We start from the raw sequence: 17033 nt of genomic DNA, 5'->3' as shown, positions 1-17033 counted from the left end.
GTAGAGCGGGGCTGCGGGCGACCGCATGGAACCCGACCGCCCTGTCTTCTGCAGGCTATGTCTTTGTGAACGCGTGCACAAAGATGGTGTCCGGTTTGTCCGCCCAAAGTGACCGGGGTCACGCGGCTATTACAGGCCTCCGCGGAACCAACTCCCACGTCACACCGTTCACTCGCGCCACCCGTTTCACGGGGCAGCGCCGACGGGAGCACGCGCTCTCACTCCTTACCGCTATACCCCCGGAAACCTACAAATCGCCCACCGATGGTAATCGAACCGGGCCGGACCGGGCACCGCCGTGACCCGGCACAATGGCTCCATGGCCCCCTTGTTCAGCCGCAGCCCCCGCAAGAGCCCCGCCGACCGGATGGTCACCCTGATCGGCAAGCCGGGCTGCCACCTCTGCGACGACGCCCAGGCCGTGATCGAGAAGGTCTGCGCCGAGACCGGCGCGTCGTGGGAGAAGAAGGACATCACCGAGGACGCCGAGCTGCACCGCAAGTACTGGGAGCAGATTCCGGTCATCCTCGTCGACGGCGCCCAGCACGACTTCTGGCGGGTCGACCCGAAACGGCTGCGTACGGCCCTGGGTGCCTGAGCCTTCCGCGCTCCCCGGAGCCGCGCGAAACGGCCACGGACGGCCGTACGGGAGGGCCGTGCGGATGGCCGTAACGCCACCGTCCGCCGCCCCAGGCCTTCCTGACACGCGCCCGTAACCGGCTGCACCGAACAAACTGGCTACGCTGTCGGCATGTCGCCCGCTCGCCGATCCGGCTGGATGCCCTCCGGGGCGCTCTTCGACCTGGGCTGGATCCCTCGCCGCAGACGCCCCGCCACGGCCCGCAGCGTGCTGGCCGGCGAGGCCGCGGCCGAGGCCGCCCGCAAGTCCTCCCAGGAGGCGCCGCCGGTCGAGGAGACGCCCGCGGAGCCCGAATTCCCGGTCGTCGGGGACACGGCGGCCGCCGCCTTCTTCGACCTGGACAACACCGTCATGCAGGGCGCGGCGCTCTTCCACTTCGGCCGCGGCCTGTACAAGCGGCACTTCTTCCACAAGCGCGACCTGGCCCGCTTCGCCTGGCAGCAGATCTACTTCCGGCTCGCCGGCTCGGAGAACCCCGAGCACATGGCGGACGTCCGCAACAGCGCGCTGTCCATCGTCCAGGGCCACCGCGTCGCCGAGCTGATGTCCATCGGCGAGGAGATCTACGACGAGTACATGGCCGAGCGGGTCTGGCCCGGCACCCGCGCCCTGGCCCAGGCCCACCTCGACGCCGGCCAGAAGGTCTGGCTGGTGACCGCGGCCCCCGTCGAGACCGCGACGATCATCGCCCGCCGGCTCGGCCTGACCGGCGCGCTCGGCACCGTCGCCGAGTCCGTCGGCGGTGTCTACACGGGCAAGCTGGTGGGCGAGCCGCTGCACGGCCCCGCCAAGGCCGAGGCGGTCCGCGCCCTGGCGGCGGGCGAGGGCCTGGACCTGTCGCACTGCGCCGCCTACAGCGACTCCGCCAACGACATCCCGATGCTCTCGCTCGTCGGGCACCCGTACGCGATCAACCCCGACAGCCGCCTGCGCAAGCACGCCCGGGAACAGGGCTGGCGGCTGCGCGACTACCGCACCGGCCGGAAAGCGGCCAAGATCGGCATCCCCGCGGCGGCCGGGGTCGGTGCCCTCGCCGGCGGCGCCGCGGCCGCGGTCGCACTCCAGCGCCGGCGCCGCTGACCAGGCCTGATCACCGAGCCGGCCGGACGGCCATCCCCACTCCCTACCCCCTCCGCCGTCCCCTCAGTCCCGCCGCTGTCGGTCAGCCACAACACGCCTTCCAACCAGGCAGATTGCGTTCCCTTCCGATCAATAGTTGCTCAGTATTCGATACTTGATCTGCCACCAACCCGGCACGGACCGTAACTAATCGATGATTTGAGCAACTGGGTGTAGCGCTGCCTGTACGAAGCGTTATTCTCCTCAGACGCAATCCGGAACCCACACGTCCCTACGACGAGTGAACGGTCCCGCACTGCACGTGATGGAAGCTCTGCCTCTGGGAGTCCCGTGTACCCACACGTCGGGGTTGACGCCTCGGGCCTGGCTACGCTGCGTACGACACTCGTCGACCACCTGCGCAGTTTTGTCCCCACCGCGTACGCCGTCCCCGCATTCGCCTCAGCCGTCCCCGCCGCCGGACCCTGCTATGCCCTGGCCGACGGGAGTGCTGCGGTCGGAAAGGCCGCCGGCAGAACCCGCCGCTCCGGCACCGGCACGACCACCGCCCGTCGTCCCGCCGACAGCGACAGCCGTCGCATGATGGACCTCGTCGAACGAGCCCAGGCCGGCGAGGCCGAAGCCTTCGGCCGCCTCTACGACCAGTACGCCGACACGGTCTACCGCTACATCTACTACCGCGTCGGCGGCCGTGCCACGGCCGAGGACCTCACCAGCGAGACCTTTCTGCGGGCTCTGCGCCGCATCGGCACGTTCACCTGGCAGGGCCGTGACTTCGGCGCCTGGCTGGTGACCATCGCCCGCAATCTCGTGGCCGACCACTTCAAGTCCTCCCGCTTCCGCCTGGAAGTCACCACCGGAGAGATGCTCGACGCCAACGAGGTCGAGCGCAGCCCCGAGGACTCGGTCCTCGAGTCCCTCTCCAACGCCGCCCTCCTGGAGGCGGTACGCAAGCTCAACCCCCAACAGCAGGAGTGCGTCACGCTGCGCTTTCTGCAGGGCCTCTCGGTCGCCGAGACCGCCCGCGTCATGGGCAAGAACGAGGGCGCGATCAAGACCCTCCAGTACCGCGCGGTCCGCACCCTCGCGCGGCTGCTCCCCGAAGACGCCCGCTGACCCACCCCCTGTCCACATGCGCCGACGACCCGTCCCACGCCGTCATTTGCTCACTCTCGGCGACCGCCCATGCCCGGTCGGTCAGATCATCGTGAGTGCGTAACCCGAGTGCCGCGCCGCTCGTTGTGCGGGATGCAGGCTCCATGCGGTCACGCCATGCCCGCTGCCTCTCACTCGATCGAGTGGCCGCGGACCACGGCGTGCAACCATCCGGTCCATCTGGACAGTCAAAGCCAGTCCGGGGAGTCGAGCGGGATGACGAGAGGAGGTGCCGCCCGTGATCGCAAATGTCTCGGTGCACCGGCGGGCCAACGCCTTCGCCCAGGCCCTGGAGGAGCAGGTCCTCGAGGGCGCGGCGGCCGAGGACCAGGTCGACAATCCGGCCCAAGCGCCGGGCGAAGCACGGCTGTTGGCGGTCGCCGACGGCCTCGGGAAACTCCCGGGGCCGGAGATGGCCACCGAGGTCAAGACTGTCCAGCGCGCCCAGCTCATCGCCGCGATGGAGGCCGCCTTCGCCGAAGGCGCTCCGTCCGACGGTGCCAGGGTGCCCGAGCAGCGCGAACACAAGGGCGCGCACCGCGCCACGAAATCGATCGGCCGGCTGCGCCCGCGCTCCCGCCTCTCCAAGGGGCTGGCGGCAGGCGGGCTGACGGTCGGCGTCGCCGCCGGCGCCTTCAGCGGTGTCGCCGCGGCCAGCTCCGATGCCCTCCCCGGCGACTCCCTCTACGGCCTCAAGCGCGGCATGGAGGACCTGCGGCTCGGTATGGCCGACGATGACTCCGACCGCGGCCGGCTCCTTCTCGACCAGGCCTCCACCCGCATGATGGAGGTCCGCCGGCTGATGGAGCGCGCCCGGCTCGCCGACCTCGACCACGAGTCGCTCGGCGAGATCCGCAAGGCGCTCTCCGGCATCCGGCACGACGCGGGCGAGGGCCACCGCCTGCTGCACGCGGCGTATGAGCGCGACGGCTCACTCGGCCCCATCCAGGCGCTGAACTCCTTCACGCGGTCCCATCGCGGCACCTGGTCGCATCTGCGCGACAAACTCCCGGTGCAGCTCACGGACGTCCGCGACGAGGTCAGTTCGGTCTTCGACGCCATGGACAAAGAGGTCGGTCCGCTCCGCTCGCTGCTGCCGCCCACCCCGGACAGCAGGCGCCACCACCGCGACACGCCCGCCTCCGCGGGCACCGGCTCCGGCTCCGACGGCCGCCCGGCACCGTCCGGCAGCAAGTCCGCCCACGGCAAGCACTCCGGCGGCCCGCACGCCCCGCGCCCGTCGGCGTCACCCTCCCAGGAGGACGGCCTGCTCGGCGGCAATACGGGTGGGCTGCTCGACCCGCCGTCCAAGGGCGGCAGCCCGTCGCCGCACGACCGGGGCCACAGCGGTGGCAGGGACACCGGCGGCCAGCCCGATGTCACTCTCCCGCCGCTGATTCCGGGACTGCTTCCCGGTCTGGGCATCGACGGCGAGGATCTCCCGAAGTAGCGGATCGGTCCGGTGCCGGCGCGCTCGGTGTTCTTCTGGTCCTTCCCTCAGAAGAACACCGAGCGTCGCTGTACCAGCAGCTTGTAGAGGGTGTGCTGAATCGTTTCCCGTACCTGATCGGTCAGGTTGAACATCAGCATCGGATCGTCCGCCGCCTCCGGCGGATAGCCGGCCGTCGGGATCGGCTCGCCGAACTGGATCGTCCACTTCGTCGGCAGCGGCACCCCACCCAGCGGCCCCAGCCACGGGAAGGTCGGTGTGAGGGGGAAATACGGCAGCCCCAGCACCCGCGCCAGCGTCTTGGCGTTCCCGATCATCGGGTAGATCTCCTCCGCGCCCACGATCGAGCACGGCACGATCGGCACCCCGGCCTTCAACGCCGTCGAGACGAAGCCGCCCCGCCCGAAGCGCTGGAGCTTGTAGCGGTCTGCGAAGGGCTTGCCGATGCCCTTGAAGCCCTCCGGCATCACCCCGACGATCTCGCCGCGCTCCAGCAGCCGCTGGGCGTCCTCCGCGCAGGCGAGGGTGTGCCCGGCCTTGCGCGCCAGCTCGTTTATCACCGGCAGGACGAACACCAAATCGGCCGCCAGCAGCCGGAGATGACGCTGCGCCGGGTGGTTGTCGTGCACCCCGACCTGCAGCATCAGGCCGTCCAGCGGCAGCGTCCCGGAGTGGTTGGCGACGATCAGCGCTCCGCCGTCGGAGGGGATGTTCTCGATCCCCTTCACCTCGACCCGGAAGTACTTCTCGTAGAACGGCCGCAGCAGCGACATCAGGACCTGGTCGGTCAGCTCCTCGTCGTACCCGAAGTCGTCGACCTCGTAGTCGCCGGTGATCCGCCGCCGCAGAAAGGCCAGCCCGCCGGCGATCCGCTCTTCCAGGGACCGCCCGGGGTTCGGCCGCGGGGTCGCGGCCGGCGGATGCTCGGTCCGTGCCTCCGGTACGGGTGCCAGCGCCGCACCGCCTCCCGCGCGCCCGGCCCGCCGGGCCTTCCTGCGCGCCCGGGGCTCCTCGCCGAAGGGAATGACCTTGGCGTCCGCCATCGTGGATGAACTCCTCACTGGGTCGGGCCGCTGCGTGCGGGCAGCACGCCGGCGAGCCGGTCGACGGTGCGGGCGAGGGACTCGGGCGCCAGCAGCCCGGGTCCGCGGCTGCGGGCGAATTCCGCGAAGGTCTCCGCCGTCGTGTACTTCGGCTGGAATCCCAGTGTCTCGCGCATCTGTGTCGTTTCGACGACCCTGCCGTGCGTGAGCAGCCGGATCTGCTCCGGCGAGAAGTCCGTGATGCCGATGGACCGCAGCGCCGTACCGGCCCAGGTGACGGTCGGCAGCAGCAGCGGCACGGTGGGCCGCCCCAGCCGCCGGGAGGTCTGCGAGAGCAGCAGCACACCGTCTCCGGCGATATTGAACGTGCCGCTGTTGAGCGTGCCGCGGCGTGGCGCGGCGGCGGCGATCCGCAGCACCTCGATGGCGTCGTCCTCGTGGACGAACTGCAGCCGCGGGTCGTAGCCCAGGACGGTGGGCCATACGGGCAGCGAGAAGTATTCGGCGAGCGGGGAATCCGCGCACGGCCCGAGAATGTTGGCGAAGCGCAGCACACACACCGCCACATCCGGCCGGCGGCGGGCGAAACCGCGGACGTACCCCTCGACCTCGACGACGTCCTTGGCGAAGCCACCGCTGGGCAGCGACTTCGGTGTGGTGGTCTCGGTGAAGACGGCGGGGTCCCGGGGCGCGGAGCCGTAGACGCTGGTGCTGGATTTGATGACCAGCCGCTGCACCTTCGGGGCCTTCTGGCAGGCGCCGAGCAGCTGCATCGTCCCGATGACGTTGGTTTCCTTCACCGAGGCGCGGCCACCGCGCTTGCCCAACGGGGTGCCGTTGATGTCCATATGGATGACGGTGTCGACGCCCGTCTCGGCCAGGACCCGGGCAATGGCCGGATGCCGGATATCGGCTTTGAGGAATTCGGCGCCGCCCAGATGGTGCTCCGGTGCCACGGCGTCGACCCCGATCACCCGGTCGACGTCGGGATCGCGCTGGATGCGACGGACGAACCGACCGCCCAATTGCCGTGCGACTCCCGTGACGAGCACGACCTTGCCCAAGATCGACCCTTCCTTCCCGCCGCGACCACGCCCTGGCCGAGCTGTGCAGGCCACGCTATCGGGTCGGTGTTGCGCGGTGATGACCGCAGGATGCCCGTGGCCACATTTCCGTCCGACCACCGTCCATACGGCCCACAACGCACCGCAGCCCCCCATCGCACCAAGGCGATGAGGGGCTGCGAATTCGCGATCAGCGTCGCTTACTTCTTGTTACGACGCTGAACACGGGTGCGCTTGAGCAGCTTGCGGTGCTTCTTCTTCGCCATCCGCTTGCGCCGCTTCTTGATAACAGAGCCCACGACTACCCTCGCTCACTTCGAATCACTCGGTGCGGGGCGTCCGAGCCCACACTACCTACATCGGGCCAGCCTACCCGGCGCCGGGCGAACGGCGTAATCCGAGGGTCGGCGACGGACCCGTCAGGCTGATTCCACCCCCACAAAGGACTCACGGAGATAGTCGTGAACCGCCTGCTCCGGAACCCGGAATGACCTCCCCACGCGAATCGCGGGCAGATGGCCGCTGTGCACCAGGCGGTACACGGTCATCTTCGACACTCGCATCACCGTGGCGACCTCCGCCACTGTCAGGAACACGACCTCGTTCAGAGGCCTCTGGTCTGCCGCCATGTCACACCTGCACCTTCCGCATAAGACGGACACCGGCTTCCCCTCCGGTGACTCTTCGTCGCTATGCGCTCACTCCCCAGATTAGGGGCGGGTGATGCGAGTGGGGAAGAGGAGCAGCGAACAGCCGCCTATCGGGACAGACACGCCCGATTGATGACATAGCGCGCCAGGGGCCGATAGTCCGCGGCCCGCACCGCGTCATCGAGCGGCACCACCACGGACACCCGTCCCTCGGCCTGGCCGACGAACAGCGCCGGGTCGTCGGTGTCCGCCAGCCCGATCGCCTCAAAACCCAGCTGACCTGCCCCGCAGACCCAACCGTGGTCCCCGATCACCAGGGCCGGCAGCGGGCCCACGGTGTCCGCCGCGGCCGCCAGAGCGGTCCGTACCGGGAGCGGGGAATGGGTGTGTACGCCCCTGGCCCCGGGCGCGCCCCGCACGCCGGGTTCTCGCATCAGCGCGACTCCCCGTACGTACGCGAGTGTGCAGGGACGTACCCCGAACCGGGTCGCTATGTCGACACCGGCGCCATACGCCGGGGTGAGAACGGGGCAGCCCGCCGACGAGAGGGCGTCTGCGAGGGCGGCGTAGAACCCCAGCAGCCGGTGCGGATGGCCGGTGCCGATCAGCACCGGCGCCCGGCGGCCGGCGGCCGCGGCGACCCGTTCGGCGAACCCGTCCAGCGCGGCGACCGTCCGGTCGGGGTCGATCACATCCGGGCCGGAAGTATGCGCGGGATCGGCCGAAACCCCGCACTTCCGCCCCATCAGTCTCAGTACTTCACCGAGCGGCCAGTCCCGTTCGGGATCCAGCCCCAGCAGCGCTCTGGGATCGCGCGCCGCGAAGAGCCGGTAGCGCGCCAGACTCTTCTCCCGCGTGGTCGCGATCGTCCCCGCGAGCCGCGCCTCGATCAGGTGCGCCCGCAGCGCCCCGGTTCCCAACACGCGTCCCATACTGTCCGGTTGGTCGGCCTACGGTTGCCCGGACCGGCGGGTAGTCACACATCCGTGGGGCGCGGCGCCGGATACGGCCGTACGGGAGCGGCGGAGGGCGCCGCGCGGGCCGCCCGCCCGCGGGACCTCGGCTCCCGCACGGAGCACCTCGTCGCCGGGCGCCGTAACAGCGTTACAGGGACGTGGCGGACCTGGCGGGGGTTCCGGCCCTACGGGAGCAGCCCATGGGCCGGGAAGATCGCCCGACGGGTCGCCAGCACCGCCTGGTCCAGCCGGTCGGCCGGGTCATAGCCGTCGTCGACGAAGTTCCGCCACTGCGGCGTACGGCCGTCCGTCATCCGGTGCGGCGCCAACTGCCGGGTCCGGCGGAACACTTCGTGCCGCCAGGCCTCCGGCACCATCGCGGTCGGGTCGATCGGCCGGCCCGCCGCGATCGCGACCAGATGTGTCCAGCTGCGCGGCACCACGTCCACCACCGCATAGCCGCCCCCGCCGAGCGCGACCCACCGGCCGTCCGCGTACTCATGCGCCAGTTCGTGGCAGGCCTCCGCCACCGCGCGCTGGGCGTCCAGGCTCACCGCGAGATGCGCCAGCGGATCCTCGAAGTGGGTGTCCGCGCCGTGCTGCGTCACGATCACCTGCGGCCGGAAGGCCCCCAGCAGCTCCGGGACCACCGCATGGAACGCCCGCAGCCAGCCCTCGTCCGCGGTCCCGGCCGGCAGCGCCACATTCGCCGCGGTGCCCTCCGCGCCCGCCCCGCCGGTCTCCTCCGGCCAGCCGGTCTGTGGGAAGAGCGTCCGGGGATGCTCGTGCAGCGAGATCGTCAGGACCCGCGGGTCCTCCCAGAAAGCCGCCTGCACCCCGTCACCGTGGTGGACGTCCACATCCACATACGCGACCCGTTCGGCCCCCAGCTCCAGCAGCCGGGCGATCGCCAGCGACGCGTCGTTGTAGATACAGAAACCGGCCGCCCCGCCCGGCATCGCATGGTGCAGCCCGCCGGCGAAGTTCACCGCATGGGCCGCGTCGCCGCGCCAGACGGCCTCCGCCGCGCCCACCGACTGCCCGGCGATCATCGCGGACGCCTCGTGCATCCCCACGAACGCCGGATCGTCCGCCGTCCCCAGTCCGTACGACAGATCCGCGGCAGCCGGGTCCGCCGAGGCTCTGCGGACCGCGGCGATGTAGTCCTCGCGATGCACCAGCCGCAGGGTGGAGCCCCCGGCCGGCTTGGCCGCGACCACCTCCAGCGGCCCGCGGTCCAGCTCGAACGCCTCCACCAAACGCATGGTCAGCGCGAGCCGGACCGGGTCCATCGGATGCCCGGACCCGAAGTCGTAGCCCGTTACTGCCTCATCCCACATCAGCTGTGCGCGGCCGCTCATGTCCGTCACCGTATCGGGCCTCCGGCGCCCCGAACGAGCGGGCATACACCAGCGTCACCAGCACCAGGGCCATCGGTACGAGCATGGCCCCCCGATAGCTCCAGGCGTCACCGAGCGCACCGACCAACGGGGAGCCGATCAAGAAGCCCACGTAATTGAAATGTTCAGCCGCGCGACGGCCATGTCCGCGGCCTCGGGACCGTGCTTTTCGAAGGCGTGGCGCCCCGCCGCCGCAAACGTCTGGGGCACGAGCACACACAGCCCGAGCCCCAGCAGCGTGAACCCCGCCATCCCGGCCCAGGGCCCCGGCGCCGCCGCCACCACCGCGAAACCGCCCGCCGCGACCACCGCCCCGGTCCGCACCACCGCGACCGCCCCGAAGCGCCGCACGCCCAGGTCACCGACCGCCCGCCCGAGCAGCGTGGTGACCATGTAGACGTTGTACGGAAGGGTGGCGAGCTGCTCGGAACTCCCCAGGACGTCCTGCAGATACTTGGCGCTCCAGTTGGAGACGGTCGAGTCCCCGATATACGCGAACGCCATCACCAGACACAGCGGCCACAACAGCCGCATCGCAAGGGGCACCACGGCCCCCTCCGGCGCCGCCTCACGTCCCTCCTGAGCCCGCCGGCCCCGGTCCACGAACCATCGGGCCCACGAGCAGCGCCAGCGGCGCCAGAACCGCCACCGCCGGCCCGTACAGCAGCGCCAGCGACAGCTTCCAGTGCGCACCCGCCCAGGCCGGCGAGGCGCCCACGATGCCGCCCAGGCTGTACGCGGCATGGAAGCCGAGCATGATGCTCCGCCCGTACGCCCGCTGCAGGCTCACCCCGAGCATGTTCATCGAGGCGTCCAGCGCCCCCACCGTCAGCCCGAACACCGCCAGCGCCACCGCCGCCTGCGCCATCGAGCCGACCGACCCGACAGCCGCCGGCGCCAGACACACCACCGTCGAACCGATCCGACAGCCCGGTCTTCGTTAACGCCACCCGAATGCGCTCATGTCTTCCCGACGACCCCACGCAGTACGGCACCCCGTCCGCGTCCAGCTTCTCCAGCACCTCCTCGCCCACGCCCGCCACCGGCTCCAGACTTCTGCGGAACTCCTCGAAAGCGCATACCCATGAGCGTACCGAGCCCTGAACGCAGAAAAGCCCCGCACCATAAGGTGCGGGGCTTTCCCACAATGATTGTTCGGCGGCGTCCTACTCTCCCACAGGGTCCCCCCTGCAGTACCATCGGCGCTGAAAGGCTTAGCTTCCGGGTTCGGAATGTAACCGGGCGTTTCCCTAACGCAATGACCACCGAAACACTATGAAGTTAACCAACCCGGCACAATCACAGGTCGTTACTTCAGAACCTACACAGTGGACGCGAGCAACTGAGGACAAGCCCTCGGCCTATTAGTACCAGTCAACTCCACCCGTTACCAGGCTTCCATATCTGGCCTATCAACCCAGTCGTCTACTGGGAGCCTTAACCCCTCAAAGGGGGTGGGAGTCCTCATCTCGAAGCAGGCTTCCCGCTTAGATGCTTTCAGCGGTTATCCTTTCCGAACGTAGCCAACCAGCCATGCCCTTGGCAGGACAACTGGCACACCAGAGGTTCGTCCGTCCCGGTCCTCTCGTACTAGGGACAGCCCTTCTCAAGACTCCTACGCGCACAGCGGATAGGGACCGAACTGTCTCACGACGTTCTAAACCCAGCTCGCGTACCGCTTTAATGGGCGAACAGCCCAACCCTTGGGACCGACTCCAGCCCCAGGATGCGACGAGCCGACATCGAGGTGCCAAACCATCCCGTCGATATGGACTCTTGGGGAAGATCAGCCTGTTATCCCCGGGGTACCTTTTATCCGTTGAGCGACGGCGCTTCCACAAGCCACCGCCGGATCACTAGTCCCTACTTTCGTACCTGCTCGACCCGTCAGTCTCACAGTCAAGCTCCCTTGTGCACTTACACTCAACACCTGATTGCCAACCAGGCTGAGGGAACCTTTGGGCGCCTCCGTTACTCTTTAGGAGGCAACCGCCCCAGTTAAACTACCCACCAGACACTGTCCCTGATCCGGATCACGGACCCAGGTTAGACATCCAGCACGACCAGAGTGGTATTTCAACAATGACTCCACAACCACTGGCGTGGCCGCTTCAAAGTCTCCCACCTATCCTACACAAGCCGAACCGAACACCAATATCAAGCTATAGTAAAGGTCCCGGGGTCTTTCCGTCCTGCTGCGCGAAACGAGCATCTTTACTCGTAATGCAATTTCACCGGGCCTATGGTTGAGACAGTCGAGAAGTCGTTACGCCATTCGTGCAGGTCGGAACTTACCCGACAAGGAATTTCGCTACCTTAGGATGGTTATAGTTACCACCGCCGTTTACTGGCGCTTAAGTTCTCAGCTTCGCCAACCCGAAAGTTGACTAACCGGTCCCCTTAACGTTCCAGCACCGGGCAGGCGTCAGTCCGTATACATCGCCTTACGGCTTCGCACGGACCTGTGTTTTTAGTAAACAGTCGCTTCTCGCTGGTCTCTGCGGCCACCACCAGCTCACCGAGTAAATCGGATCACCAGCAATGGCCCCCCTTCTCCCGAAGTTACGGGGGCATTTTGCCGAGTTCCTTAACCATAGTTCACCCGAACGCCTCGGTATTCTCTACCTGACCACCTGAGTCGGTTTAGGGTACGGGCCGCCATGAAACTCGCTAGAGGCTTTTCTCGACAGCATAGGATCATCCACTTCACCACAATCGGCTCGGCATCAGGTCTCAGCCTTAACGTGTGACGGATTTACCTGCCACACGGCCTACACCCTTACCCCGGGACAACCACCGCCCGGGCTGGACTACCTTCCTGCGTCACCCCATCGCTTACCTACTACCACCTTGGATCGGCGGCTCCACCACGTCCCTTTGTCCGAAGACTCCAGGCCGGCTTCACGGCCTTAGCATTAATGGATTCGATATTGGGCGTTTCAAAGCGGGTACCGGAATATCAACCGGTTGTCCATCGACTACGCCTGTCGGCCTCGCCTTAGGTCCCGACTTACCCTGGGCAGATCAGCTTGACCCAGGAACCCTTAGTCAATCGGCGCACACGTTTCCCACGTGTGTATCGCTACTCATGCCTGCATTCTCACTCGTGAACCGTCCACAACTCGTTTCCACGGCTGCTTCACCCGGCACACGACGCTCCCCTACCCATCACGATCCCCGTTGGGGGTAATATCGCAATGACACGACTTCGGCGGTGTGCTTGAGCCCCGCTACATTGTCGGCGCGGAATCACTTGACCAGTGAGCTATTACGCACTCTTTCAAGGATGGCTGCTTCTAAGCCAACCTCCTGGTTGTCTCTGCGACTCCACATCCTTTCCCACTTAGCACACGCTTAGGGGCCTTAGTCGATGCTCTGGGCTGTTTCCCTCTCGACCATGGAGCTTATCCCCCACAGTCTCACTGCCGCGCTCTCACTTACCGGCATTCGGAGTTTGGCTAAGGTCAGTAACCCGGTAGGGCCCATCGCCTATCCAGTGCTCTACCTCCGGCAAGAAACACACGACGCTGCACCTAAATGCATTTCGGGGAGAACCAGCTATCACGGAGTTTGATTGGCCTTTCACCCCTAACCACAGGTCATCCCCCAGGTTTTCAACCCTGGTGGGTTCGGTCCTCCACGAAGTCTTACCTCCGCTTCAACCTGCCCATGGCTAGATCACTCCGCTTCGGGTCTTGGGCACGCTACTCAACGCCCTATTCGGACTCGCTTTCGCTACGGCTTCCCCACACGGGTTAACCTCGCAACATACCGCAAACTCGCAGGCTCATTCTTCAAAAGGCACGCAGTCACGACTGCATGTGCAAGCACACACAGCGACGCTCCCACGGCTTGTAGGCACACGGTTTCAGGTACTATTTCACTCCGCTCCCGCGGTACTTTTCACCATTCCCTCACGGTACTATCCGCTATCGGTCACCAGGGAATATTTAGGCTTAACGGGTGGTCCCGCCAGATTCACACGGGATTTCTCGGGCCCCGTGCTACTTGGGTGTCTCTTAAACGAGCCGTTGATGTTTCAGCTACGGGGGTCTTACCCTCTACGCCGGACCTTTCGCATGTCCTTCGCCTACACCAACGGTTTCTGACTCGTCCCACAGCCGGCAGACTGCAGAAAAGAGATCCCACAACCCCAACCACGCAACCCCTGCCGGGTATCACACGTGACTGGTTTGGCCTCATCCGGTTTCGCTCGCCACTACTCCCGGAATCACGGTTGTTTTCTCTTCCTGCGGGTACTGAGATGTTTCACTTCCCCGCGTTCCCTCCACACTGCCTATGTGTTCAGCAGCGGGTGACAGCCCATGACGACTGCCGGGTTTCCCCATTCGGACACCCCCGGATCAAAGCTCGGTTGACAGCTCCCCGGGGCCTATCGTGGCCTCCCACGTCCTTCATCGGTTCCTGGTGCCAAGGCATCCACCGTGCGCCCTTAAAAACTTGGCCACAGATGCTCGCGTCCACTGTGCAGTTCTCAAGCAACGACCAGCCACCCACCACCCCAACCCGAAGGCTGAGTTCACTGGGGCCGGCATCGCGAAGGTCCAGACTCAAGTCCGTACCCTCAGATACCCAACAGCGCGCCCGGCCCACTCCATCAATCCCCACGTTCCACGCCGAAGCAGTACTAGTGACAACCAATCAAGTGCGCCGAATAGTCAACGTTCCACCCATGAGCTAACCACCGTCGAACATTTGCCGACGTAGTGGCTCTGGACAACCTTGCGGCTGCCTAGATGCTCCTTAGAAAGGAGGTGATCCAGCCGCACCTTCCGGTACGGCTACCTTGTTACGACTTCGTCCCAATCGCCAGTCCCACCTTCGACGATTCCCTCCCACAAGGGGTTGGGCCACCGGCTTCGGGTGTTACCGACTTTCGTGACGTGACGGGCGGTGTGTACAAGGCCCGGGAACGTATTCACCGCAGCAATGCTGATCTGCGATTACTAGCAACTCCGACTTCATGGGGTCGAGTTGCAGACCCCAATCCGAACTGAGACCGGCTTTTTGAGATTCGCTCCACCTCGCGGTATCGCAGCTCATTGTACCGGCCATTGTAGCACGTGTGCAGCCCAAGACATAAGGGGCATGATGACTTGACGTCGTCCCCACCTTCCTCCGAGTTGACCCCGGCAGTCTCCTGTGAGTCCCCATCACCCCGAAGGGCATGCTGGCAACACAGAACAAGGGTTGCGCTCGTTGCGGGACTTAACCCAACATCTCACGACACGAGCTGACGACAGCCATGCACCACCTGTACACCGACCACAAGGGGGACCCTGTCTCCAGGGTTTTCCGGTGTATGTCAAGCCTTGGTAAGGTTCTTCGCGTTGCGTCGAATTAAGCCACATGCTCCGCTGCTTGTGCGGGCCCCCGTCAATTCCTTTGAGTTTTAGCCTTGCGGCCGTACTCCCCAGGCGGGGAACTTAATGCGTTAGCTGCGGCACGGACGACGTGGAATGTCGCCCACACCTAGTTCCCAACGTTTACGGCGTGGACTACCAGGGTATCTAATCCTGTTCGCTCCCCACGCTTTCGCTCCTCAGCGTCAGTATCGGCCCAGAGATCCGCCTTCGCCACCGGTGTTCCTCCTGATATCTGCGCATTTCACCGCTACACCAGGAATTCCGATCTCCCCTACCGAACTCTAGCCTGCCCGTATCGAATGCAGACCCGGGGTTAAGCCCCGGGCTTTCACATCCGACGTGACAAGCCGCCTACGAGCTCTTTACGCCCAATAATTCCGGACAACGCTTGCGCCCTACGTATTACCGCGGCTGCTGGCACGTAGTTAGCCGGCGCTTCTTCTGCAGGTACCGTCACTCTCGCTTCTTCCCTGCTGAAAGAGGTTTACAACCCGAAGGCCGTCATCCCTCACGCGGCGTCGCTGCATCAGGCTTTCGCCCATTGTGCAATATTCCCCACTGCTGCCTCCCGTAGGAGTCTGGGCCGTGTCTCAGTCCCAGTGTGGCCGGTCGCCCTCTCAGGCCGGCTACCCGTCGTCGCCTTGGTAGGCCATCACCCCACCAACAAGCTGATAGGCCGCGGGCTCATCCTTCACCGCCGGAGCTTTCCACCACCAGACCATGCGGTCGGTAGTCGTATCCGGTATTAGACCCCGTTTCCAGGGCTTGTCCCAGAGTGAAGGGCAGATTGCCCACGTGTTACTCACCCGTTCGCCACTAATCCCCTCCCGAAGGAGGTTCATCGTTCGACTTGCATGTGTTAAGCACGCCGCCAGCGTTCGTCCTGAGCCAGGATCAAACTCTCCGTGAATGTTTACCCGTAATCGGGTCAACACACACGAGAGCGGAACCACCGGACGGAATAAGTCTGGTGGTTCACAGCGTCCTCGCTGTGTGTGCCACCCCGACCGCATGGGCCGTGGTGGACTTTCAAAGGAACCTCATCCGCCGGAAGTGTTTCCGGTGGACGGGGTATCAACATATCTGGCGTTGACTTTTGGCACGCTGTTGAGTTCTCAAGGAACGGACGCTTCCTTTGTTCCTGTTTCACCAGGATCTCCGGGCGCTTCCCTTCGGTCTTGCGTTTCCGACTCTATCAGATCCTTGCGGGCCCGATTTTCGCCGGCGCGTTTCCGCCTTTCGGCTTCTTCGCGTTTCCAACCTTACCAGATCCGTTTCCGTCTCTGGCCCCTGTTGGAGCGGGGTCGGCCGCTTCGCTTTCGCTTTTCGGCCTTTCCGACTCTAGCAGATCCGTTTCGGTCCGTTGCCGGTCCGAATTCGTTTCCGAATCCCCGTCGGAAGGGGGTTCCGCCGTGGTGCGGCTATTTAGGCTGCCGCGCCTTTCGGCGTGATCACTACGTTAGCGGAATTCCTCTTTGACGCATAATCACGTCGCGGTCCGAATTTCGGCATGCCGAAATCGTTCCCGGTGAGGGGCCGTGCAGTAGTGGTGTGCCGCGAAGCGGCGGGATGGTTGTCGCAGAACCGTTCCGGCTCTGTGGCAACTCGGAGAACACTACGGACGGGGCAAGGCCGTGTCAACTCGCGTCAGTCAAGGTCACTCAGACGCCCGTCGGCGTCCGGCTGGGCGTCCTCGACGCGGCGCAGCAGACGGGTCAGCACCTGACCGAGGAGCTGGCGTTCCTCGCCGGAGAGGTCCTGGAGAAGGTCCTCTTCGAAGACCGAGGCCAGGCGCATCGCCTCCAGCCACTTCTCGCGGCCGTCGCGGGTCAGCTCGACGATGACGCGGACGCGGTTGGTCTCGTCGCGCTCCCGGGTGACCAGACCCTCGCTCGCCATGCGGTCGATGCGGTGGGTCATGGCGGCTGGCGTGAGGCCGAGGCGCTTGGCGAGTTCGCCGGGGCCCAGTTGGTAGGGGGCACCGGAGACGACGAGGGCCTTGAGGACCTCCCATTCGGCGTTGCTCAGGCCGAGCGTGGCGGTCTGTCGTCCGTAGGCGACGTTCATCCGTCGGTTGAGGCGCTGCAGTGCGGAGACGACCTGCTCCACCTGGGGGTCGAGGTCCTGGAATTCGCGCTGGTAGGCAGCGATCTGTTCCTCGAGGCTCGGCTCGGCAGCATCGGCGGCCGCATCGGAGGGCTCAGGCAT

11 protein-coding genes, 3 rRNA genes and 2 pseudogenes are annotated in these 17033 nt (G+C 66.0%); 4 read left to right on the top strand and 12 right to left on the bottom strand.

Annotated features, from left to right (window positions below):
* The first annotated feature begins 319 nt into the window (after window positions 1-319).
* The 4 genes from SLV14N_RS21990 (at window position 320) to SLV14N_RS21975 (ending at window position 4325) form a co-directional block, all read left to right on the top strand.
* Window positions 320-598, top strand: coding sequence for a glutaredoxin family protein (locus tag SLV14N_RS21990; protein ID WP_263270734.1), 279 nt, complete (start codon window positions 320-322; stop codon window positions 596-598).
* 180 nt (window positions 599-778) lie between these two features.
* Entirely contained in the window at window positions 779-1720 is a 942-nt protein-coding gene (locus SLV14N_RS21985) for an HAD family phosphatase (protein WP_018091038.1), read from the top strand.
* A gap of 330 nt (window positions 1721-2050) precedes the next feature.
* A complete protein-coding gene (locus SLV14N_RS21980) occupies window positions 2051-2836 on the top strand; it encodes an ECF subfamily RNA polymerase sigma factor, BldN family (RefSeq protein WP_006604745.1) in 786 nt (261 codons plus the stop codon).
* Between the two features lie 277 nt (window positions 2837-3113).
* The gene (locus SLV14N_RS21975) at window positions 3114-4325 is read left to right on the top strand and encodes a DUF5667 domain-containing protein (protein ID WP_208682954.1); all 1212 of its coding nucleotides are present in this window, start codon (window positions 3114-3116) and stop codon (window positions 4323-4325) included.
* Window positions 4326-4372: 47 nt separating this feature from the next.
* Here the strand turns inward: SLV14N_RS21975 and SLV14N_RS21970 are convergent, their stop codons facing one another.
* From SLV14N_RS21970 to SLV14N_RS21915, 12 genes and pseudogenes are all read right to left on the bottom strand, one after another.
* Window positions 4373-5368, bottom strand: coding sequence for a lysophospholipid acyltransferase family protein (locus SLV14N_RS21970; RefSeq protein WP_208682952.1), 996 nt, complete (start codon window positions 5366-5368; stop codon window positions 4373-4375).
* Between the two features lie 14 nt (window positions 5369-5382).
* Window positions 5383-6432: an NAD-dependent epimerase/dehydratase family protein gene (locus SLV14N_RS21965; protein WP_208682950.1), complete on the bottom strand. Its 1050-nt coding sequence runs from the start codon at window positions 6430-6432 to the stop codon at window positions 5383-5385.
* Between the two features lie 200 nt (window positions 6433-6632).
* Entirely contained in the window at window positions 6633-6731 is a 99-nt protein-coding gene (locus SLV14N_RS21960; protein WP_003948845.1) for an AURKAIP1/COX24 domain-containing protein, read from the bottom strand.
* A 120-nt stretch (window positions 6732-6851) separates the two neighbouring features.
* Window positions 6852-7061, bottom strand: coding sequence for a helix-turn-helix domain-containing protein (locus SLV14N_RS21955; protein WP_006604741.1), 210 nt, complete (start codon window positions 7059-7061; stop codon window positions 6852-6854).
* A 128-nt stretch (window positions 7062-7189) separates the two neighbouring features.
* Entirely contained in the window at window positions 7190-8005 is an 816-nt protein-coding gene (locus tag SLV14N_RS21950; RefSeq protein ID WP_263270731.1) for a phosphatase, read from the bottom strand.
* Between the two features lie 218 nt (window positions 8006-8223).
* On the bottom strand, window positions 8224-9399 hold the full coding sequence (locus SLV14N_RS21945; RefSeq protein ID WP_208682946.1) for an acetoin utilization protein AcuC: 1176 nt from the start codon (window positions 9397-9399) through the stop codon (window positions 8224-8226).
* Window positions 9368-10324: pseudogene (locus SLV14N_RS21940) on the bottom strand (MFS transporter); the annotation flags it as partial. The pseudogene SLV14N_RS21940 and the gene SLV14N_RS21945, both read right to left, overlap by 32 nt.
* A 28-nt stretch (window positions 10325-10352) precedes the next feature.
* Window positions 10353-10511, bottom strand: a pseudogene (locus SLV14N_RS21935) (hydrolase); the annotation flags it as partial.
* 80 nt (window positions 10512-10591) lie between these two features.
* Window positions 10592-10708: ribosomal RNA gene (gene rrf / locus SLV14N_RS21930) — 5S ribosomal RNA — on the bottom strand.
* 74 nt (window positions 10709-10782) lie between these two features.
* Window positions 10783-13905 (bottom strand): 23S ribosomal RNA (locus SLV14N_RS21925).
* A 301-nt stretch (window positions 13906-14206) separates the two neighbouring features.
* Window positions 14207-15735: ribosomal RNA gene (locus tag SLV14N_RS21920) — 16S ribosomal RNA — on the bottom strand.
* Together the 16S, 23S and 5S rRNA genes form the textbook arrangement of a ribosomal RNA operon.
* Before the next feature lie 737 nt (window positions 15736-16472).
* Window positions 16473-17033 carry a MarR family winged helix-turn-helix transcriptional regulator gene (locus SLV14N_RS21915; RefSeq protein WP_208682944.1) on the bottom strand — a complete coding sequence of 187 codons (561 nt, stop codon included), beginning with the start codon at window positions 17031-17033 and terminating at the stop codon, window positions 16473-16475.

This window comes from Streptomyces sp. Je 1-4 4N24 (assembly GCF_026239515.1).
GTDB classification, from domain to species: Bacteria; Actinomycetota; Actinomycetes; order Streptomycetales; family Streptomycetaceae; genus Streptomyces; species Streptomyces nigrescens.
This window is presented reverse-complemented; position numbering and strand designations above follow the sequence as displayed.